Below are 18,810 nucleotides of genomic sequence, written 5' to 3'. Positions count from 1 at the left end.
GCGACGCCGCGCTCAGACGCGGTGCTCGCGCGTCTCGCGGAACTCGATGTCGGGCCAGCGCTCGCGGGTCAGGTTCAGGCTGACCGTGGACGGCGCGAGGTAGACGAGCGCGCCGGCGTAGTCCTCGGCGAGATGGCTACCGAGACGTTTCCTGAACTCCTCGAGCTTCGTCCGGTCGGGGCAATGGATCCAGCGGGCCGTGGCGACGTTCACGCCCTCGAAGGCGCACTCCACGCGGTACTCGTCCTTCAATCGAAACGAAGCGACGTCGAACTGCAGAGGCCCGACCGCGCCGAGGATCAGCTCGTTGCTCGTCAGCGGCTTGAAGAGCTGCGTGGCGCCTTCCTCGCAGAGCTGCGCGAGACCCTTGTGCAGCGCTTTCAGCTTCAACGGATCCTTCAGCACGGCCCGGCGGAAAAGCTCCGGCGCGAAATCCGGAATCCCCGTGAAGACGAGCGGCTCGCCTTCGCTGAAGCTGTCGCCGATGTTGATCGTTCCGTGGTTGTGCAAGCCGATGATGTCGCCCGCATACGCCTCGTCGGCGTGCTGGCGGTCCGCGGCCATGAACGTGATCGCGTCCGCGACGCGGACCTCGCGGCCGAGGCGCACGTGATGGAGCTTCATCCCCGGCCGGTAGCCGCCGGAGCAGATCCGCATGAACGCGATGCGGTCGCGGTGCCCCGGATCCATGTTCGCTTGGATCTTGAACACGAAGCCGCTCAGCGCCGGCTCGTCCGGCGAGACCACGCGCGTCTCGGTCTCGCGGGGGCGCGGCGCGGGCGCCCATTCGACGAATGCGTCGAGAAGCTCCTTCACGCCGATGTTGTGGATCGCCGCGCCGCAGAACACGGGCGTCTGCCGCCCCTCGAGGTAACGGGCACGGTCGAACGCCGCGCTCGCTCCTCGGATCAGCTCGATCTCCTCGCGCATGCGCTCGGCGTCTCCGCCGAGCCGCGCCGCCGCCTCCGCAGAGCCGAGGCCGTCGACGACGACCGTCTCCGGAAGCCGGCTGCCGTCGCGGCCCTGATAGAGATAGAGACGATCCTCGAGCAGGTGGTAGACGCCGCGGAACTCCCGCCCCATCCCGATCGGCCACGTGACGGGAGCGCATTCGATCTTCAGCACCGTCTCGATCTCGTCGAGCAGCGCAAGCGGCTCACGCCCGTCGCGGTCGAATTTGTTGATGAAGCTGATGATCGGCGTCGTGCGCAGCCTGCACACCTCCATCAGCTTGATCGTGCGGGCTTCGACGCCTTTGGCGGCATCGATGACCATCAAGGCGCTGTCGACGGCGGTGAGCGTCCGGTAAGTGTCCTCGGAGAAATCCTCGTGCCCGGGGGTATCGAGAAGGTTCACGATGCGGCCGGCATACGGGAACTGCATGACGGACGACGTGACGGAGATCCCCCGCTCCTGCTCGAGCTGCATCCAGTCGGACGTGGCGTGGCGCCGGGCCTTTCTTCCCTTGACCGTGCCCGCCATCTGAATCGCCCCGCCGAAAAGGAGGAACTTCTCCGTCAGCGTCGTCTTGCCCGCATCCGGATGCGAGATGATCGCGAACGTTCTGCGTTTGCCGATTTCCGCGCGGCTCGAGTCGGTGGACATGCGGTTCCGTTCCTGTCCCGCGGGCGGCGCCGCGCGGGACGACATGAAGAGCTTCGGGAGCGCCTCCGGGCTTGCGGACGGACCGGCCGAGGCGCGAAGGGTGCGGATTTTAGACCAACGAGGGCCGGAAATGCGCCGTCGGCCGCAACGCTCCGGCGGCGCGCGGGCGCTACCTCTTGCCCGGCAGCGTGGCGGCGAGAATCACGGCGTCCTCGCGCCCCCACGGGGCCTGGTAATAGCCTGGCCTGATGCCGATCTCCTCGAAGCCGACCGAGCGGTAGAGCGCGAGCGCATTCTTGTTCGACGGGCGAACCTCGAGAAACACCTTGTCGACGCCGGCTTCCTGCGCCTTCGCGAGCAGCGTGTTCAAGAGCTTCCGCCCGTAGCCGTGCCGCTGGGCCCGCGGGTGCACGCAAAGATTCAGCACATGAGCCTCGGCCGCGGCGATCGACATGATGCTGTAGCCGGTGACGGCGTGGTCGAGCTCGAGCACGATGCAGTAGTAGCCGGCGAGCAGGCAGTCGCGGAAGATGCCGAGGCTCCACGGATAGTCGTAAGCGGCGCGCTCGACCTCCGCGATCGCCTTCAGATCCGTGGGCAGCATCATACGGATCTCGGCTTCGGTGTGTACGGCTGCGCTCATCGGTCGGCCCGGCTCGTCTCGTTCGGCACCAGCAGCTCGACGAGCATGCAAAGGTCTTGCCAGCTCTTCGCCTTCGCGGCCGGCGTGCGCAGCAAGTAGGCGGGATGGTACGTCACGACCAGCGGGATGCCGCGCTCGCCGTAGCGGTGCACCACCCCTCTGAGCCTACCTACCGGCCTGTCCGTCTGCAACAACCACTGCGCGGAGATGCGGCCGACGGCGAGCATCGCGCGCGGCCGCACGAGCTCGATCTGCCGATCGAGGTACGCGGAGCACGCGACGGCTTCCTCCGGCCGCGGATCGCGATTGTGCGGCGGGCGGCACTTCAGCACGTTCGCGATGTAGACGTCGCCGCGGGCGAAGCCGATCGCCCGCAGCATCGCATTCAGGAGCTGGCCGGCGGGACCGACGAACGGCTCGCCCTGGCGGTCCTCCTCCGCGCCCGGCGCCTCGCCGACGACCATCAGCGACGCGTCGCGGCGGCCGACCCCGAACACGGTCTGCGTGCGGCCGCGGGCCAGCGCGCAGCGCGTGCAGGCTTCGACTTCGCGGCGAAGCGCGCTCCATGCGTCGTCCGCGTCGACGGGGGCGGCGTTCGCCGGGGTGTCGGCCACGTTCGCCGGGGTCTCGGCGGCCTTCTCGCCGGCGGCGGCCGGCGGGTGCCGCAGCGACCAGACGGGAATGCCGAGCTCGGCGAGGTAGCGGCGCCTCGGGCCCCTCACTCGGGCACCATGTCCGTTCGCACGCGCCGGCGCCGCAGGAACCACATGATCGGGCCGGACGACGCGTAGCCGACGAAGAGCAAGAAAACCATCAGCGGCGGCTCGATCGCGATCACGATGATGACGAGCGGAATCAGCAGCAGCTTGCCGAAGCGCACGCGCTGGCCGGGGCCGATCTCCTTGAAGCTGAGGTAGCTGAACCGCGACATCATCAACAGCCCCGTGATCGCGGTGATCGCGATGCCGGCGACGAGCGCGAACAGACCGTCGATGCCGTACGACGTGGTGAGCCACACCATCGACGCGATGCCCGACGCGGCTGCCGGGCTCGCGAGCCCCTGGAAGTAGCGCCGGTCCTGGAGCGCGACGTTCGTGTTGAAGCGCGCAAGGCGGAACGCCGCGGCCGCCGCATAGAGGAATGCGGCAAGCCAGCCGAGCCGCCCCCACAACGCGCCGTGCTCGGACAACCGCTCGACGCCCCACTGATACGTGACGATGGCGGGCGCGAGCCCGAACGACACCATGTCCGCGAGGCTGTCGAACTCCTTGCCGAAGTCGCTCGCGGTGCTCGTCATTCGCGCGACGCGGCCGTCGAGGCCGTCGAGGAACATCGCGACGAAGATCGAGAGCGCCGCGCCGGTGAAGTTGCCGTCGATCGCGGCGACGATCGAGTAGAAGCCGGCGAACAGGCCTCCGGTCGTCAGGAGATTCGGCAGCAGATAGATTCCTTTGCGTGGAGAACCGGCCTGTTGACCTTCCACTCGCTCACCCATTCGCCGCCGTAGCCGGGCTCCGGTCGCCGGTCGCGCCCCGAAACTGGCTCGAGGAACGGCCCGGCCGCTACAATCCGGCGTTCGTCATCCACCATCCGTCGTCGAGCCGGCCGCCGAACAATGTACCTTAGCCAGCTGCCGATCAACACCCTGAAAGAAGTCCCCGCGGACGCCGAGGTCGTCAGCCATCGGCTGATGCTGCGCGCCGGCCTGATCCGCCGCCTCGCGTCGGGGCTCTACACCTGGATGCCGCTCGGCATGCGCGTGCTGCAGCGCGTGACGAGGATCGTTCGCGAGGAAATGGATCGGGCGGGCGCGCTCGAGCTCGCGCTGCCGGTCGTCCAGCCCGCTGAGCTCTGGCAGGAATCCGGCCGCTGGGAGCTTTACGGCCCGGAGCTCCTTCGCTTCAAGGATCGCCATGCGCGCGACTTCTGCCTCGGCCCGACGCACGAGGAGGTCATCACCGACATCGCGCGCAACACGCTGACGAGCTACCGGCAGCTGCCGGTCAACTACTATCAGATCGGCACGAAGTTCCGCGACGAGATTCGACCGCGGTTCGGCGTGATGCGCGCGCGCGAGTTCCTGATGAAGGACGCGTACTCGTTCCACCTGGACGAGGAATCGCTGCTCGAAGGCTACCGCGTGATGCGCGCGGCCTATCAGCGCATCTTCGATCGCTTGCAGCTCGAGTACCGCATCGTGCAGGCCGACACCGGCGCAATCGGCGGCAGCCGGTCGGAGGAGTTTCAGGTGCTCGCCGCGTCCGGCGAGGACGTCATCGCCTACTGCGACGCCGACGGCTTCGCCGGCAACGTCGAGGTCGTCGATCTCCCGCCTCCGTCCGCCGCGCGTCCCGCCCCGACGGCGACGCTCGAGCTCGTCGAGACGCCCGACGTCGGCAGCATCGACGCGCTCGCCCGCTTTCTCGGCGTTCCGCCGGAGCGCTGCCTGAAAACGCTGCTCGTGAAAGGCACGGACACGCCCGCGGTCGCGCTGTACCTCCGCGGCGACCACGAGCTGAACGCCGTGAAGGCGCAGAAGCTGCCCGGCGTCGCATCGCCGCTCACGATGCTCCGCGCGGCCGAGGTCGAGGCGGCGACGGGCGCGGTGCCGGGCTTCGCCGGTCCGGTCGGGCTCGAGCTGCCCGGCTACGTCGACCAGTACGCCGCGCCGCTCGCCGACTTCGTATGCGGCGCGAACCGCAAGGACTATCACTATCGCGGCGCGAACTGGGAGCGGGATGCGCCGCTGCCGCCGGTCGCGGACCTCCGCAACGCCGTCGCCGGCGACCCGAGCCCGGGCGGCGGCGGGGCGCTGTCGATCGCTCGCGGCATCGAAGTCGGGCAGATCTTCCAGCTCGGCACGAAGTACAGCGAAGCGATGCAGGCCACGGTGCTCGACGCCGAGGGCCGGCCCCGCCCGATGCAAATGGGCTGCTACGGAATCGGTGTGACCCGCGTCGTAGCCGCGGCGATCGAGCAGAACCATGATGAGCGCGGCATCATCTGGCCCGAGCCGATCGCTCCGTTCGACGTCATGCTGATTCCGATCAACATGGAGAAATCGGACCGCGTGCGCGCCGCGGCGGAGAAGATCTACGCCGCGCTCCGCGACGCCGGCCTCGACGTGCTCCTCGACGACCGCCCGCAAAGGCCGGGATTCAAATTCGCGGACGCCGATCTGATCGGTATCCCGCATCGCGTCGTCGTCGCCGACCGCGCCCTCGACGAGGGCCGCTGCGAGTACAAGGCCCGCCGATCGCCGGACGTCGAGATGGTGCCGATCGACACGATCGCCGAGTTTCTGACGTCACGGCGGCGGGGATGAGCGCCGCCTTCGGCACGAATCGGAGGCGGCTTTTCGCGCTCGTCGTGCTCGCCGCCGTCGCATCCGCGCAAGCCCAGCCGATGTCGGCCCCGGCGCCCGTCTCCGGCGGGCCGATTCCCCTCGATGCGCGCTCCGGTGCCGATCCGCGTCTCAAGGAGATCTTGAAGGCGGCGATCGCGAACGCGGAAAGCTTCACGGACCGCTTCGACGCGGAGGTGTGGCTCACGGCCATGTCCGCGCGCCTGGCCGTGCAGGTGCCGAATCCGGAAGAGCGCGTGCGCATTCTCGAGGCCGTGCATCGGAACGCAACGCAGGTGGGTCTCGCACCGGAGCTCGTGCTCGCCGTAATCGACGTCGAAAGCGATTTCGACCGCTATGCGATCTCCTCGGCGAGCGCGCTCGGTCTGATGCAAGTGATGCCGTTCTGGGTGGACGAGCTCGGCTACGACGACAAGAACCTGCTGTTCGACATCGAGTTCAACATTTTCGTCGGGTGCCGAATACTCGACTACTACCTCGAGATGGAGCACGGCGACATGGTGCAGGGACTGGCGCGCTACAACGGCAGCGTCGGCCGGCGCTGGTACGCGGATCGCGTGCTCGACCGGCTGCGCACGAAGTGGTATCGGTTCTGACGTGCGGCAGAGCCGCGGCTAACGGACGTCGAAGCCCGGCCCGACATCGCCGCCGGTCCACTCCTCCGCCGTAACACCATCGACGCGCGCGGCCGGCGGCCCTTTCCATAACCAGGCGCAAAGCGCTTCGACCGCGCGCCGGTCGCCGGCCGCGACGACTTCCACCCGCCCGTCGGGAAGATTGCGCGCCCAGCCCGCGAGGCCGAGGCGGCGCGCCTCCGACGCGGCCGATGCGCGGTAGAAGACGCCCTGGACCCTGCCGGATACGAGATAGCGAACCGCTGTGCGCGTCACGGCGTCAGTCGTCGGCGGCTTCGTCCTCGGCCGCTTCCTGGCTCGCTTCGAGCGCTTCCACCGCGCGGTTCTTCGCGCGCACCGCGTTCATCCGGGCGGCGCCGTACGCCTCCTCCCGCAGCAGCTCCTCCGCGGTCTGGAGGAAGCGGCGCGCCTCGTTCAACGGCTCGGGCGCGAGCTCGTCGGCGGATGCCTGCTCCGCGGCCGCGATCGCCTGGCGCGCGTCGCTCATCTCTTGAACGGGCGGCGCGGTCGCACATCCGCCGAGCAAATGACCGGCCGCACAGATCGCAACGAGCCTGAGGGCCGTTTGCAGTGGTAGCACGTGGTGCTTGCTTTTCTTGTGCCGTGCCAATACCGGACCGAGTTCCGCGAGGGATCGGAGCCGAAAGCATAGCACGGCCCGCGAGAGCCGCTCTGGAAACGCCTCGCGGGCCTTCCTAAACTCCGGGCGTGCGCCGGCGAGGCCCCATCGAGGCTCGGCGCACGTTCCGTTTCCGCTGCTCAGGAGATCGACGGATGAAAGCGAGGATCTATCACAACCCCCGGTGCTCGAAGTCGCGGGCCACGCTCGCGCTGCTCGAGGAACGCGGCGTCGACACCGAGGTGATCGAATACCTCAAGACGCCGCCGACCCGAAAGGAGCTCGAGAAGCTGTTGAAGAAACTCGGCATGCGCGCTTCCGAGCTGATTCGCAAAGGCGAGAAGGAGTGGAAGGACAGCGGCAAGGACGCGAGCGCGAGCGAGGCCGAGCTGATCGATCTGATGCTCTCCCACCCGATCCTGATCGAACGGCCGATCGTCGAGGTCGGCGAGCGCGCCCGCGTCGGACGCCCGCCGGAGCGGGTGCTGGAACTCTTCGAGTGACCGCGACGACGATCCTCGTCCTGTACTACTCCCGCGGCGGGCGCACGGCCGCTCTCGCCCGGCACGCCGCGCGCGGCGTCGAGGCGGCCGGCGCCGTCGCCCGCGTGCGCACGGTCCCGGCCGTCTCCCCGACCACCGAGGCCGTGGCGCCGCCGATCCCGGCGGAAGGCCCGCCGTACGCCCGGCTCTCGGATCTCTCCGAGTGTCACGGTCTTTTGCTCGGCAGCCCGACGCGGTTCGGCAACATGGCCGCGCCGCTCAAGCACTTCCTGGACTCGAGCAGCGAGCTCTGGCTCGCGGGCGCGCTCGTCGACAAGCCCGCCGGCGTCTTCACGTCGACGTCGTCGATGCACGGCGGCCAGGAGACGACGCTGCTCTCGATGGCCTTGCCGCTGATCCATCACGGAATGCTGTGGATCGGCATCCCGTATACACGGCCGGCGCTGTTCGAGACGCGCACGGGCGGCACGCCTTACGGCGCGTCGCACGTTGCGACCTCGTGGAACACCGCGCTGTCGGAGCACGAGATGGAGCTCGCGCAGGTGCTCGGCGAGCGCGTGGCCCGCCTCGCTGCGAAGCTCCGCGCTTGAGCACGCCGCGCCTTCCGTGCCCGCGGCGGCGGCGCTGCCGGCCGCGCGCGCTGATCGAGCTCGCGGTGCTGTCGACGCTCAGCCGCGCTCCGCGGCGCGGAGCGACGCACGGATGAACGGAATCGTGATGCGCCGCTGCGCCGCGAGCGACGCGGCGTCGAGCCGGCGGAGCCACGCGCACAGGGCTTCCATGTCCCGCGGCACGCGCGCCTGCAGGAATCGGGCGGCGGCCTCGTCGAGCTCGAAACCCCGGCGGCGCGCGTGTCGAGCCAGCGCTTCGAGCTGGTCGCGCTCGTCGAGAGGCTGCAGGCGGTACACGACCGCGCCCGCGGCGCGGGACGCGAGGTCGCGGAGCTCGAAACCGGCGGCGGCCGGCGCAGTCGCCGCGGCCATCAGCAATGCGCGCTCCCGCGATTGAAAGGCGTCCAGCACGGCGAAAAGCGGCGCCTCCCACTCGCGCCGGCCCGCCGCCCGCTCGACGCCGTCGAGGGCCAGGAAATCGAGCGTATCGAGGCCCGCGAGCACGTCGGGCCCGATCTCCTCCGGGCCGACGAGCGGCAGGTACATCGCGCGCTTTCCCGCCTGGTCGGCCGCACGGCACGCGGCCTGCACGAGATGGCTCTTGCCGGCGCCCCGAGGACCCCAGACCCACAGCACCTCGCCGCGCTCGGCTTCGGCCAGCGCACGTACGTGCGCGAAGGCCGTTCGATTCCCGCCGTCGACGAGCGTGTCGAAGGCCGCGTGATCATCGAGGCGGAGCGGCAGCGGGAGCTGCTCGGCCGACGCCCGCGTCACGCGCCCGCGCCCCGGACCGCGCGGCCCGGCTCCGGTCGCGAGCCCGGCATCAACCCTGCGCGTGAGCCGCGTGCCATGCGCGCTGGCCCCAGCGCAGCACGTAGTGGAGACCGCTCGTGATGCTCATGAAGACGACCGCCGCGCCGAGGAGCAGCAGGATCGGCCCGCCCGGCCAGCCGTAGGCCGACTGCGTCAGCGCGAACAGCACGAACGCGAGCTGACAAGCGGTGTTGAGCTTGCTGACCACTGCCGGCTCGCCCCGGAGCGGCTCGATCAGCACGTGATACGCGACGGCACCGAGCACGATCACCACGTCGCGGAGCACGACGATCGCCGCAAGCGCAAGCGGCACGGCGCCGATGTAGGTCAGCGTCACGAACACGCTCACGATCAAGAGCTTGTCGGCGGCGGGATCGAGGAGCCCGCCGAGGCGCGTGCGCCAACCGAAGGTTTTCGCGAGAAATCCGTCGACGGCGTCCGAGCCGCCCGCGATCACGAGCAGCGCGAGCGCCGTCTCGTACCGCTCCGCGAGCAGCGCGGCGACGAGCGGCGCGACGAGCAGCACGCGCACTATGCAGATGGCGTTCGGCAGCCACCTCCATGTCATCGGGCGACCCGGAGCACCAGCGTGTTCGCGGCCGCCCCGCGGCCGGCAGCCGCCTCGTCCAACGAGAGGACCCGCCCGAGGGTCAACATCCGCTCGAGCACGCCGACGTCGCCGCGGGCCGACGCGCGCAAGCTCAGGAGATCGCCGTCGAGGCTCTCGACGTCGATCGTCTGGAGCGCGCTCAATCCCTCGAGATAGCTCATCACGCGCCCGTAATCGGCGAAGCTCGCGACGTCGTGGACGACGATGCGCACGGGACGGGCGCCGCCGAGCACGCTGAAATCGCGCGCGAACGTGTCGGCGAGCCAGTGCAGGCCTTCCGCGACGTCGCCGGCGCCGGCGAACGACCGCCGCTCGTCGCCGCGGAGCAGCACCCACTGAACGCTCTCGCCGAAAGCCGTGACGCGCACGCGGCCGACCAGAACGGCATCGGCGCCGTAGCGCGCGGAGGCGGCGAGAATCTCGTCGTCGAAGACGCCCCAGACCTCGGCGACGCTGATGCGGTTGAGATCCTCGAGATCGAGCAGCGGCAGTGCGATCGGCAGGCCGCGCTCCTCGGCGGCCGTTTGCAGCGTCGTGCGAATCCGCTCCGCGAGCTCCGCGGTCTCGGGGCTCTGCTCCGCCTCGGTGGCGTTCGCCGATAGCAGCATCCGCTCACCGAGGCCGGCGTCGATCGCGACCCAGATCAGCGTCAGCGGCCGCTCCGGACCCCAGACGGGCTGATTCAGCGAAGCGAGCTCGCCATCCACGAGATTCGGGTAGAAGACGACTTGCGCGCCCTGCTCTCCGAGATAGGCGTACGACTGCACGAAGCTCGATGCGCCTTCGATCATGCCTTGCAGGGCCGGATCCGCGGGCGCATTGCGGTTGCCGGTGATGCGGACCAGCAGGCGCCGCATCGCGGCCGCCTCGGCCTCGGCCTGCGACGCGCTCACGGCCGGGTCGGGCTCGACGGAGACGCTGTAGAGGTTCGGATAGACGACCGCCCCGGCCGGACCGGCGGCGAGCGCCGCGATCGCGAGGGTGAGCACGGCGGCGGCCGAGCCGAACAGGCGCGGGGAATCGGTGCGCGGACGGCGCCTTTCCGAGAGTAGTCGTGACATGCGCAAACCCTGTCGCCCCCCGGGGCAGGTCGCTTATTATACCGGCCCACGACCACGCCAAGTCGGCCATGCCCCCCGATACCCCCTTTACCTACAAGGCGTCCGGCGTCGACATCGATGCCGGCGACGAGCTCGTCGAGCGCATCAAGGCGCCGGTGAGACGCACGCTTCGCCCGGAGGTCATCGGCGGTCTCGGAGGGTTCGGCGGGCTGTTCCGCGTTCCGCAAGGTTACGACGATCCCGTGCTCGTCGCCGGCACCGACGGCGTAGGCACGAAGCTCGCGCTCGCGATCGAGCACGACGCGCACGACGAGGTCGGCATCGATCTCGTCGCGATGTGCGCGAACGACGTCGTCGTGCAGGGCGCGGAGCCGCTGTTCTTCCTCGACTACTTCGTCACGCCCCGGCTCGACGTCGACGTCGCCGAGCGCGTGATCGCCGGAATCGCGCGCGGCTGCGAGATCGCGGGCGCCGCGCTTCTCGGCGGCGAGACGGCCGAGCATCCCGGCATGCACAGGCCCGGCGAGTACGATCTCGCGGGCTTTTGCGTCGGGATCGTCGAGCGCGCGCGCCTCGTCGACGGGCGCACCATTGCCGCGGGCGACCGCGTGATCGGCCTCGCGTCGTCCGGTGCGCACTCGAACGGCTTCTCGCTGATCCGCCGCGTGCTGGAGCGCTACCCGCAGGACCTTCGGGCATCGACGTGGGGCGGCGCGCCGTTGCTCGGCCAGCTGCTCGCGCCGACCCGAATCTACGTGAAGCCTTTGCTCCGGCTGCTCGCCGAGGTGCCCGTGAAAGGCCTCGCGCACATCACGGGCGGCGGCCTCATCGAGAACATTCCCCGCGTGCTGCCCGGGGGCCTCGGCGTGCGCCTCGACTCGGCCGCGTGGACGCGCCCGGCCGTCTTCGACTGGCTCGAGAGCCGCGGCGTCGCGGTGCACGAGCTCCACCGCACGTTCAACTGCGGGATCGGCATGGTCGTGATCGTCGCCGCGGGCGACGCCGAGCGCGCGATCGAGCGGCTCGAGCAGGCCGGGGAGCGCGCGGCGCTGATCGGCGAGGTGATCCCCGATTCGGCCGCCCGGGTGCACGTTCTTTGAGCGCGCAGCCTCTGCCCGGCGTCGTCGTGCTGATTTCCGGTGAAGGCACGAATCTCCAGGCGCTGATCGATGCGGCCAGAGACGGGAGGCTGAGCGCGGAGGTGCGCGCGGTGATCAGCGATCGCGCCGACGCCCGCGGTCTCGCGCGGGCCCGGGACGCGGGCATCGAGGCGCGCTACATCGGCCGCCGGGAGCACGCCGACCGGGGCGCGTACGAGCGCGCGCTCGGCGACGCGATCGAGGCGCATGCGCCGGCCGCGATCGTGCTGGCCGGATTCATGCGCGTGCTCGGCGCGGCGTTCGTGCGCCGATTCGAGGGCCGAATGCTGAACATCCACCCGTCGTTGCTGCCGCGGCACCGCGGCCTCGACACGCATCGCCGCGTGCTCGAGGCCGGCGACGCCGAGCACGGCGCCACGGTCCACTTCGTGACGGAGGAGCTCGACGCCGGGCCCTTCGTCATCCAGTATCGAATCCGCGTGCGCCCCGGCGATACGCCCGAGACGCTCGCCCGCCGGGTGCAGCGCGGCGAGCACCTGATCTTGCCGCGTGCGACCGGCTGGCTGGCCGGCGGCCGCCTGGCGCTCGAGGACGGCCGCGCGGTGCTGGACGGCGAGACGCTCGCGAGCCCCGTCCTCGTCGAGGAGGAACGATGACGTCGATACGAAGCGCCCTTTTCGCGAAGCGCGCGACCGTCGCGGCCTGCTCGGTGCTCTTCGCCGCGCTCGCCCTCCTCGCCGCCGTGCCGCACGCGGCCGGCGCGCGGCCGCCGACCTACCAGGCGCGCTATGCGGTCGAGTACAAGGGGCGCGGAGCCGGCGAGTCGGCACATATCGTCACGTACGACGAGGCCGAAGGCCGCTACCGTTTCGTCTCGAGGACGACGGCGCACGGAATCGCGCGCCTGTTGCGGCCGCGGCCGATCGTCGAGCAGAGCGATTTCGTGCTACGCGACGGCGGGCCGCGACCGCTCGAGTTCTCGTACGAAGACGGCACCCGCAAGGGCGAAGACGATTTTCGTGTCGAGTTCGACTGGGAGGCTCGCAAGGCCGAGGTCACGACGACCAACGGCATGCGCGAGATCGAGCTCGCGCCCGGCGCGCTCGACCGTGGCACGCTCCAGATCGCGCTCATGCTCGATCTCGCGAACGGCGGCGACGTCGGTCCTTACGGCCTCGTCGACGACGACGGGCTTCAGACATATCGCTACGCCATCGAAGGCACGGAGACGGTGGCCGCTCCGGCCGGCACGTACGAGGCCGTGAAGGTATCGCAGCGGCGAGAGGGCTCGTCCCGCGAAACGATCGTCTGGGCGGCCCCCGCGCTCCAGTACGTGCCGGTCAAGATCGAGCAGCGCCGCGACGGCGAGACGTTGACGTCGCTCGTGCTCGAGGCCGTGGAAGGCCTTTGATCCGGCCCGAAAGATCACGGAGACCTTTCCCGCGAGATGAGCATCAAATCCGACCGCTGGATCACCCGCATGGCCCGCGAGCACGGGATGATCGAGCCGTTCGAGCCGACGCAGGTGCGCGCGAACGGCAACGGCAAGATCGTCTCCTACGGCGTTTCGAGCTACGGCTACGACGTGCGCTGCGCCGACGAGTTCAAAATCTTCACGAACATCAACACCACGATCGTCGATCCCAAGAAGTTCGACGAGCGTTCGTTCGTCGATTTCAAAGGGGACGTGTGCATCATCCCGCCCAACTCCTTCGCCCTGGCGCGCACGGTGGAGTACTTCCGCATCCCGCGCAACACGCTCACGATCTGCCTCGGCAAGTGCGTCACGGGAGACACGAGGGTCGTGGACGCCGACACGGGTGCGCTCGTCCCGATCCGGGAATTCGGCTGGGGACGAAAAACTCTCGGCCTTCGCAACTGGGCGCTCGGGCCGCAGCGCGTCGCCGCCGTCATGCCGAACGGACGGAAGCCCGTCTTCGAGCTTGCGACGCGGGCGGGATTGAGGATCCGTGCCACCGGAAACCACCCGTTCCGCAAGCTCACGGGCTGGACGCCTCTCGAGCAGCTGCGGCCGGGCGACCGAATCGCCGTGGCGCGGCGGATTCCGGTATTCGGCAAGACGCCCCTTGCCGACTGGGAAGCGACTCTGCTCGGTCTCGCGATCTCCGCGCGCCGGGGCCGTGCACGCGACGATGCCCCGGTATTCGCTTGCGCGGATCCGGCGCTCGTCGAGTGCCTGCGGCGGGCCGTCGACGCCGCGGGTTTCGGGAAAGTCGTTCGCCGGGGGCGATCCGGCTACCGATGGGTCGACTCGAGAAGCCGCGGCGGCGTGACGCAGGAGAATCGGGCCGCCCGATGGCTCGAGCATCAGGGTATCGACGCCGCGCCGGACGACAGATGCGTTCCTCGAGCGGTCTTCACGGCGCCGCGCGAGTCGGCGCGGCTTTTTCTGCAAGCCTTGTTTTCGGGCGGCGGGGAAATTCACACCGGGGCACAGAGCGGCTCCGTGGAGTACCCGTCGAAGTCCAGACGGCTGGCCGAGGACGTTCATCACTTGCTGCTCCGTTTCGGCGTCTTTTCGTCGATCCGCGAAGAGCGCACGAAGGCCGGCGCGGCGACGCACCGGATCAGGATTGCCGAGCGCGAGCAGATCCTGCGTTTCGGCCGGGAAATCGGTTTCCTGCCGGGCTCGATCGAGCAGGTTCGCCTCGAAACGGAGCTCCTCCCATTGCTGTCCGCGCAACCTGCTCGCTTGCGGAGCCGCCTCGACACCCTTCCTCGCGAAGCCTGGTCTTTGCTGAGCGGCACCGCTGCGAGCCGCGCGCGAAGCTTCGGCTCGATCGGATGGCTCGAGGTTGCGGTCCGGTCCGTGCCCTGCGCATCCTCCGCGCAGCTCGCGGTAGCCACGGCCACTGACGAGCTCTCGGCTTTGCTCGACGGTCCGGTTTGGGACGTCGTGGAGAACATTCGAGCCGCGGGAGAAGAAGAAGTCTTCGATTTGGCGGTGCCTGCGGTCGAGAACTTCGTCGCGAACGACATCGTCGTTCACAACTCGACGTATGCGAGATGCGGAATCATCGTCAACGTCACGCCCTTGGAGCCCGAGTGGGAGGGGCACGTGACGCTCGAGTTCTCGAACACGACGCCGTTGCCGGCGAAAATCTACGCCAACGAGGGTGTCGCGCAGATGCTCTTTCTCGAATCCGACGAGGTCTGCGAGGTCTCGTACAAGGATCGCGGCGGCAAGTACATGGGCCAGCGCGGCGTCACGCTGCCGAAGGCTTGATCACTCGAAGCCGCGAGGACGTTCGCGAGGACGTTAAGGTGTCCCGCAAACATCTTGGCATGGTGCTTGCCGGGACCGCCGTGAATACGTCCCTGTAGGCTCGCTCGCGGGCGTCCCTGCCCGGGGTCCCCGCGCGAACGCAGTGAGCGCTTGGGTGGCGTGCGCGAGCGTCCCGGCAAGCACCATGTAATAGATGCTTGCGAGACACCACATCACTCCTCGACCGTGATCTTCGGGAACAGCCGGCTGTAGTCCTTGCCGCTCACCGCGAGCTCGCCGGCCGCGCGCAGCGCGACCGCTCGAAACGCGCTGCCGACGGGCCCGTCCGGCGCCGTGATCGCGCTCGGCGTGCCGCTGTCGGTCTCCTCGCGGATACGCCGGTCGAGCGGTAGCGCGCCGAGGACCGGCACGCCGTACTCCGCGCTCAACCGTTCCGCGCCGTGCTCGCCGAAGATCGGCTCCCGGTGTCCGCAATTCGAGCAGACGTGCAGGCTCATGTTCTCGACGATCCCGAGCACGGCCACGTTGACCTTCCGGAACATCTCGATGCCCTTGCGGGCATCGGCGAGAGCGATGTCCTGCGGCGTGGTGACGATCACGGCGCCGCTCACGGGCACGCGCTGCGCGAGCGTGAGCTGAATGTCGCCCGTGCCGGGCGGCATATCGACGACGAGGTAGTCCAGCTCGCCCCAGCTCGTCTGGCCGAGCAGCTGGTTCAGCGCGGACGTGACCATCGGCCCGCGCCAAGCCATCGGTTGACGCTCGTCCACGAGAAACCCGATCGACATCGCCTTCACGCCGTGCGCCTCGAGCGGCTCGATCGTCTTGCCGTCGCGGCTTTGGGGCCGCTTGCCCATCAGGCCGAGCATTCGCGGCTGGCTCGGTCCGTAGATGTCCGCGTCGAGAAGCCCGACGCGTGCACCTTCGACGGCGAGCGCGAGCGCGACGTTCACTGCGACCGTCGATTTGCCGACGCCGCCTTTGCCGGACGCGACGGCGACGATGTTCTTGACGCCTTTTATCGGCTCGAGCCCGCGCTGCACGGTGTGCGTCTCGACGCTCCAGTCGATCTCGACCGTGACCGGCGCCTCGACCGCGCCGCGGCAGTGCTCGGCGAGCGCGTCCGCGATCGCGTCGCGCGAACGCTCGGCGGGGAAGCCGAGACGCACGCGAACGCAAAAACCCGCGGCGGACGAGTCGATCGTGAAGGGGCTTCCGCGGCCCCCGAGGGCCCTGCCCGTTTGCGGCAGAACGAACTCCTCGAGGCGCGCCCGGAGCCGCTGCTCGAGAGTAACGGTCATCGTGCGGTCGGACATGAGGTGGAGCACCGATTGTAACCTAATGCAGCCGCGCCGGCGGGCGGCGCGCGGGCCCTGTCCACGCATCCCAAACCTGTGATCCTCGTTACATTTTGGCGAATACGCTATGGCATAATTGCCCGCGTCCTGCTCCCGATTATGTCGGGTCTCGAGCGGAGGCGAGACACGGCAGCGACGCGGGACACTCAAAGTAAACAAGGACTTCGACCCCTGGATCGCACTCCCCGGGCGGAATGAATTTCATCACTGCACTTCAAGCGGACAGGCTGATCTCGCAGATCCAGGATGCCGCCGATCCGAGCTCGCCCGCCGCAAAGAAGGCGTTCGAGAAGCTCGGCAAGCTCGGCACCGGAGCGATCCCGAAGATCCTCGACGCGCTTGCCTCCGCCGACCGCCGCCAAACCGCGGAGTACGTCGAGATACTGAGCTCGCTGACGAACGACAAGACGCTGCACCTCGTGGCCCGCGGGCTGGCCGACTCGGAGCCGCGCACGGTGGCCGGCACCGCTTGGGCGCTGTCGACCAACAAGCGCTTCAACATCAACCGGCTGGTGGATCTCCTCGGCGAGGACGACTACTCGAAGCCGGCGATCATCGAGGTGCTCACGGCCCACAAGGACCGGCTCAACGTCCGTCAGCTGCTGGCGCAAATCTACTACCTCCAGCCGAACGAGAAGGCGGCGGTGTTCCGGCTGATCGACGAGGTCGCGACGGAGGATCTCGTCCCCGACCTGATCGACCGCATGGACGGGAAGGATCCGGTCGTGAAGATGCACATGATCAACGTGATCACGCGCTTCAATCACCCGGACGTTCATCGCGTCGTTCAGGAGCAGCTCAAGGATTCGAACAAGCTCGTGAGGCAGGCCGCGCTCGCGGCGGCGCCGAAGCTCGGCAGCGCGCTCGACACGGAGCTCGTCTGCAGCCTGCTTCTCGACCCCGACATCGACGTGATGAACAAGGCGGTGGACGTGATCGTGCAGATCAACGATCCGGACACCGTGAAGTACCTGTTGCCGGCGCTGAAGGCGGAGAACGAGTTCTGCCGGCGCGCGGCCGTGGAGGTTTTGAACGAGATCGGCACGACGAGCAGCGTGAAGTACCTGCTCGAGGCCGTCGCGGACGAGGACTGGTGGGTGCGTGCGCGCGCCTCTGACGCGCTCGCGCGGATCGGCGGCCCGCGCGTCGTCGATGCGGTCCTCGAGCTGATCAAGGACAAGGACGAGAACATCCGGCGCGCGGCGATCGAGATCCTGAACACGTGCAAGGACAAGCGCGCGGTCGACCAGCTGATCCTCGCGACCCAGGACAAGGATTGGTGGGTCAGCGAGCGGGCGGCGGACGCGCTCGCCGAGATCGGCAGCTCGAAGGCGGTTCCGGCCATTCTGAAGATGCTCGCCCGCAATGACCGGTCCGTGCCGGTCGCGCTCCGCGCGCTCGGCAAGCTCGGCGACCACAAGGTGCTCGGCAAGGTGCTGCCGTACTTGAAGCGCCCGGAGAAGGAAGTGAAGCTCGCGGCGATGGACGCGGTGGCGGAGCTCGCCGGCGAGCAGCAGGCCGAGCCGATCCGCACGTTCCTGCAGCAAAGCGCCGCGGCGGGCGACGACACGATCGCGCGCGCGGCGGCGAAGGCGCTGCAGCGCCTCGACGCCCGCACGGCCGGCACCGGCCAGTTCACCGCCACGGGCACGTTGAGCCCCACGCCGTCGCTGAGCGCCACGGCCGTGCCGGCTGTCCCGTCCACCCCTCCTCCGGCGCCGGCCTCGGCCACGGCGAGGACGCTGCTGATCGAGGGCGCGGACGTCGGGCCGACGGCCGAGGCCCAGGCCATCGACGTGAACGCGCTCCAGCCGGGCGACCTGATCGAAGGACGCTATCGCTTCATCCAGAAGATCGGCAAGGGCGCCTTCGGCACGGTCGTCCTCGTCGAGGATACCGTCGTCGAGGAGCGGCTGATTCTGAAGTTCTTGAACCCGAACGTCGCGTCGGACGAGGAGATGATGAAGCGGTTCGTGCACGAGCTGCGCTACTCGCGCCGCATCACGCACAAGAACGTCATCCGCATCTACGATTTCCTCTACGTCGGCGGCGGCTATGCGATCTCGATGGAGTACTTCCCGTCGCACACGCTCGGCACCGAGATCGCCAACGAGAAGCCGATGAGCCCGAAGAAGGCGGTGCGCTACGCGATGGACATCTGCCTCGGCATGCAGAACGCGCACCAGCAGGGCATCATTCACCGCGATCTGAAGCCCGCGAACATCCTGATCAATGACGCGGGGCTCCTGAAGATCGTGGACTTCGGCGTCGCGGCCGCGGCGAAGAGCGGCGACACGCAGCTCACGAAGACCGGCTACGTCATCGGCTCGCCGAAATACATGGCGCCCGAGCAGATTCTCGGCAAGAAGGTGGACGAGCGCGCGGACATCTACAGCCTCGGCGTCATCATGTACGAGATGCTGTCCGGCGCCCCGCCCTACAGCCGCGGAGATCACATGTCCGTCATGTATCAGCACGTTCAGGGCAAAGCACCGCCGCTCACGGACGCCAATCCGAGCGTACCTCCGGAGCTCGCGGAGATCGTCGCGCGCGCGATGAGCGTCGACAAATCGAAGCGGTTCGGCACGATGGAGGAGCTGCGAAGCGCGCTCGCCGCCGTCGCCCAGAAGCTCGTGTGACC

Annotated in this window: 18 protein-coding genes and 3 pseudogenes; 11 read left to right on the top strand and 10 right to left on the bottom strand. The window is 68.9% G+C overall.

Annotated features, from left to right (window positions below; genetic code table 11):
• Positions 1-12: 12 nt before the first annotated feature.
• The 4 genes from VF329_03840 to pssA form a co-directional block, all read right to left on the bottom strand.
• Positions 13-1,605 carry a peptide chain release factor 3 gene (locus tag VF329_03840; protein ID HEX7080123.1) on the bottom strand — a complete coding sequence of 531 codons (1,593 nt, stop codon included), beginning with the start codon at positions 1,603-1,605 and terminating at the stop codon, positions 13-15.
• Between the two features lie 169 nt (positions 1,606-1,774).
• Positions 1,775-2,248, bottom strand: coding sequence for a ribosomal protein S18-alanine N-acetyltransferase (rimI, locus tag VF329_03835; GenBank protein ID HEX7080122.1), 474 nt, complete (start codon positions 2,246-2,248; stop codon positions 1,775-1,777).
• Complete coding sequence (locus VF329_03830) at positions 2,245-2,970, bottom strand: uracil-DNA glycosylase family protein (GenBank protein HEX7080121.1); 726 nt, start codon at positions 2,968-2,970, stop codon at positions 2,245-2,247. Before VF329_03830 ends, rimI begins: the two co-directional genes overlap by 4 nt.
• Entirely contained in the window at positions 2,967-3,743 is a 777-nt protein-coding gene (gene pssA, locus VF329_03825) for a CDP-diacylglycerol--serine O-phosphatidyltransferase (GenBank protein HEX7080120.1), read from the bottom strand. Before pssA ends, VF329_03830 begins: the two co-directional genes overlap by 4 nt.
• A 120-nt stretch (positions 3,744-3,863) precedes the next feature.
• Here pssA and VF329_03820 point away from each other — a divergent pair, with 120 nt between their 5' ends.
• On the top strand, positions 3,864-5,573 hold the full coding sequence (locus VF329_03820; protein HEX7080119.1) for a proline--tRNA ligase: 1,710 nt from the start codon (positions 3,864-3,866) through the stop codon (positions 5,571-5,573).
• Positions 5,570-6,208 (top strand): lytic transglycosylase domain-containing protein, encoded by a 639-nt coding sequence (locus VF329_03815; GenBank protein HEX7080118.1) that lies wholly within the window; start codon positions 5,570-5,572, stop codon positions 6,206-6,208. Before VF329_03820 ends, VF329_03815 begins: the two co-directional genes overlap by 4 nt.
• 18 nt (positions 6,209-6,226) lie before the next feature.
• Here VF329_03815 and VF329_03810 read toward each other — a convergent pair whose 3' ends face one another.
• Complete coding sequence (locus VF329_03810) at positions 6,227-6,502, bottom strand: acylphosphatase (GenBank protein ID HEX7080117.1); 276 nt, start codon at positions 6,500-6,502, stop codon at positions 6,227-6,229.
• Between the two features lie 4 nt (positions 6,503-6,506).
• Entirely contained in the window at positions 6,507-6,734 is a 228-nt protein-coding gene (locus tag VF329_03805) for a DUF4398 domain-containing protein (GenBank protein ID HEX7080116.1), read from the bottom strand.
• 287 nt (positions 6,735-7,021) lie between these two features.
• On the opposite strand from VF329_03805, the gene arsC reads away from it, so the two are divergent.
• Both arsC and wrbA read left to right on the top strand, forming a co-directional pair.
• Positions 7,022-7,369 (top strand): arsenate reductase (glutaredoxin), encoded by a 348-nt coding sequence (gene arsC / locus VF329_03800; GenBank protein HEX7080115.1) that lies wholly within the window; start codon positions 7,022-7,024, stop codon positions 7,367-7,369.
• Positions 7,366-7,959 (top strand): NAD(P)H:quinone oxidoreductase, encoded by a 594-nt coding sequence (gene wrbA, locus VF329_03795; protein ID HEX7080114.1) that lies wholly within the window; start codon positions 7,366-7,368, stop codon positions 7,957-7,959. The genes arsC and wrbA overlap by 4 nt, the downstream gene beginning before the upstream one ends.
• Before the next feature lie 78 nt (positions 7,960-8,037).
• Here wrbA and hda read toward each other — a convergent pair whose 3' ends face one another.
• From hda to VF329_03780, 3 genes are read right to left on the bottom strand one after another with little or no spacing between them, the layout of a single operon-like run.
• Positions 8,038-8,754, bottom strand: coding sequence for a DnaA regulatory inactivator Hda (gene hda / locus VF329_03790; protein HEX7080113.1), 717 nt, complete (start codon positions 8,752-8,754; stop codon positions 8,038-8,040).
• 49 nt (positions 8,755-8,803) lie between these two features.
• Positions 8,804-9,361, bottom strand: a complete 558-nt coding sequence (locus VF329_03785; GenBank protein HEX7080112.1) for a CDP-alcohol phosphatidyltransferase family protein — start codon at positions 9,359-9,361, stop codon at positions 8,804-8,806.
• Complete coding sequence (locus VF329_03780; GenBank protein ID HEX7080111.1) at positions 9,358-10,464, bottom strand: DUF2066 domain-containing protein; 1,107 nt, start codon at positions 10,462-10,464, stop codon at positions 9,358-9,360. The genes VF329_03785 and VF329_03780 overlap by 4 nt, the downstream gene beginning before the upstream one ends.
• A gap of 68 nt (positions 10,465-10,532) precedes the next feature.
• Between VF329_03780 and purM the strand changes: the two genes are divergently transcribed.
• The 6 genes and pseudogenes from purM to dcd (VF329_03750) all read left to right on the top strand — a co-directional run bounded on the left by purM (position 10,533) and on the right by dcd (VF329_03750) (position 14,811).
• Positions 10,533-11,564: a phosphoribosylformylglycinamidine cyclo-ligase gene (purM, locus tag VF329_03775; protein ID HEX7080110.1), complete on the top strand. Its 1,032-nt coding sequence runs from the start codon at positions 10,533-10,535 to the stop codon at positions 11,562-11,564.
• Positions 11,561-12,220 (top strand): phosphoribosylglycinamide formyltransferase, encoded by a 660-nt coding sequence (gene purN, locus VF329_03770; GenBank protein HEX7080109.1) that lies wholly within the window; start codon positions 11,561-11,563, stop codon positions 12,218-12,220. The genes purM and purN overlap by 4 nt, the downstream gene beginning before the upstream one ends.
• Positions 12,217-12,975 carry a DUF3108 domain-containing protein gene (locus VF329_03765; protein HEX7080108.1) on the top strand — a complete coding sequence of 253 codons (759 nt, stop codon included), beginning with the start codon at positions 12,217-12,219 and terminating at the stop codon, positions 12,973-12,975. The genes purN and VF329_03765 overlap by 4 nt, the downstream gene beginning before the upstream one ends.
• 36 nt (positions 12,976-13,011) lie before the next feature.
• Positions 13,012-13,344: pseudogene (gene dcd / locus VF329_03760) on the top strand (dCTP deaminase).
• 132 nt (positions 13,345-13,476) lie between these two features.
• A pseudogene (locus tag VF329_03755) lies at positions 13,477-14,549 on the top strand (LAGLIDADG family homing endonuclease).
• A 28-nt stretch (positions 14,550-14,577) separates the two neighbouring features.
• Positions 14,578-14,811, top strand: a pseudogene (gene dcd / locus VF329_03750) (dCTP deaminase).
• Between the two features lie 212 nt (positions 14,812-15,023).
• Here the strand turns inward: dcd (VF329_03750) and apbC are convergent.
• Complete coding sequence (gene apbC / locus VF329_03745) at positions 15,024-16,112, bottom strand: iron-sulfur cluster carrier protein ApbC (GenBank protein HEX7080107.1); 1,089 nt, start codon at positions 16,110-16,112, stop codon at positions 15,024-15,026.
• A gap of 251 nt (positions 16,113-16,363) precedes the next feature.
• Here apbC and VF329_03740 point away from each other — a divergent pair, with 251 nt between their 5' ends.
• Positions 16,364-18,808, top strand: a complete 2,445-nt coding sequence (locus VF329_03740; protein HEX7080106.1) for a HEAT repeat domain-containing protein — start codon at positions 16,364-16,366, stop codon at positions 18,806-18,808.
• The last annotated feature ends 2 nt before the right edge of the window (positions 18,809-18,810 follow it).

The sequence above is a fragment of the Gammaproteobacteria bacterium genome, from assembly GCA_036381015.1.
Taxonomy (GTDB): domain Bacteria; phylum Pseudomonadota; class Gammaproteobacteria; order Steroidobacterales; family Rariloculaceae; genus ZC4RG20.
The sequence above is the reverse complement of the archived record's forward strand: the minus strand, read 5'-3'. Positions and strand labels throughout refer to the sequence as shown.

Excerpts from the sequence above, each read along its gene's own strand:
- VF329_03815 (HEX7080118.1), top strand. The coding sequence starts at position 5,570 with ATGAGCGCCGCCTTCGGCACGAATCGGAGGCGGCTTTTCGCGCTCGTC.
- pssA (HEX7080120.1), bottom strand. The coding sequence starts at position 3,743 with ATGGGTGAGCGAGTGGAAGGTCAACAGGCCGGTTCTCCACGCAAAGGA.
- VF329_03765 (HEX7080108.1), top strand. The coding sequence starts at position 12,217 with ATGACGTCGATACGAAGCGCCCTTTTCGCGAAGCGCGCGACCGTCGCG.
- VF329_03805 (HEX7080116.1), bottom strand. The coding sequence starts at position 6,734 with ATGAGCGACGCGCGCCAGGCGATCGCGGCCGCGGAGCAGGCATCCGCC.
- purM (HEX7080110.1), top strand. The coding sequence starts at position 10,533 with ATGCCCCCCGATACCCCCTTTACCTACAAGGCGTCCGGCGTCGACATC.
- VF329_03740 (HEX7080106.1), top strand. The coding sequence starts at position 16,364 with ATGAATTTCATCACTGCACTTCAAGCGGACAGGCTGATCTCGCAGATC.
- rimI (HEX7080122.1), bottom strand. The coding sequence starts at position 2,248 with ATGAGCGCAGCCGTACACACCGAAGCCGAGATCCGTATGATGCTGCCC.
- VF329_03785 (HEX7080112.1), bottom strand. The coding sequence starts at position 9,361 with ATGACATGGAGGTGGCTGCCGAACGCCATCTGCATAGTGCGCGTGCTG.
- VF329_03780 (HEX7080111.1), bottom strand. The coding sequence starts at position 10,464 with ATGTCACGACTACTCTCGGAAAGGCGCCGTCCGCGCACCGATTCCCCG.
- VF329_03820 (HEX7080119.1), top strand. The coding sequence starts at position 3,864 with ATGTACCTTAGCCAGCTGCCGATCAACACCCTGAAAGAAGTCCCCGCG.
- apbC (HEX7080107.1), bottom strand. The coding sequence starts at position 16,112 with ATGACCGTTACTCTCGAGCAGCGGCTCCGGGCGCGCCTCGAGGAGTTC.
- arsC (HEX7080115.1), top strand. The coding sequence starts at position 7,022 with ATGAAAGCGAGGATCTATCACAACCCCCGGTGCTCGAAGTCGCGGGCC.
- VF329_03840 (HEX7080123.1), bottom strand. The coding sequence starts at position 1,605 with ATGTCCACCGACTCGAGCCGCGCGGAAATCGGCAAACGCAGAACGTTC.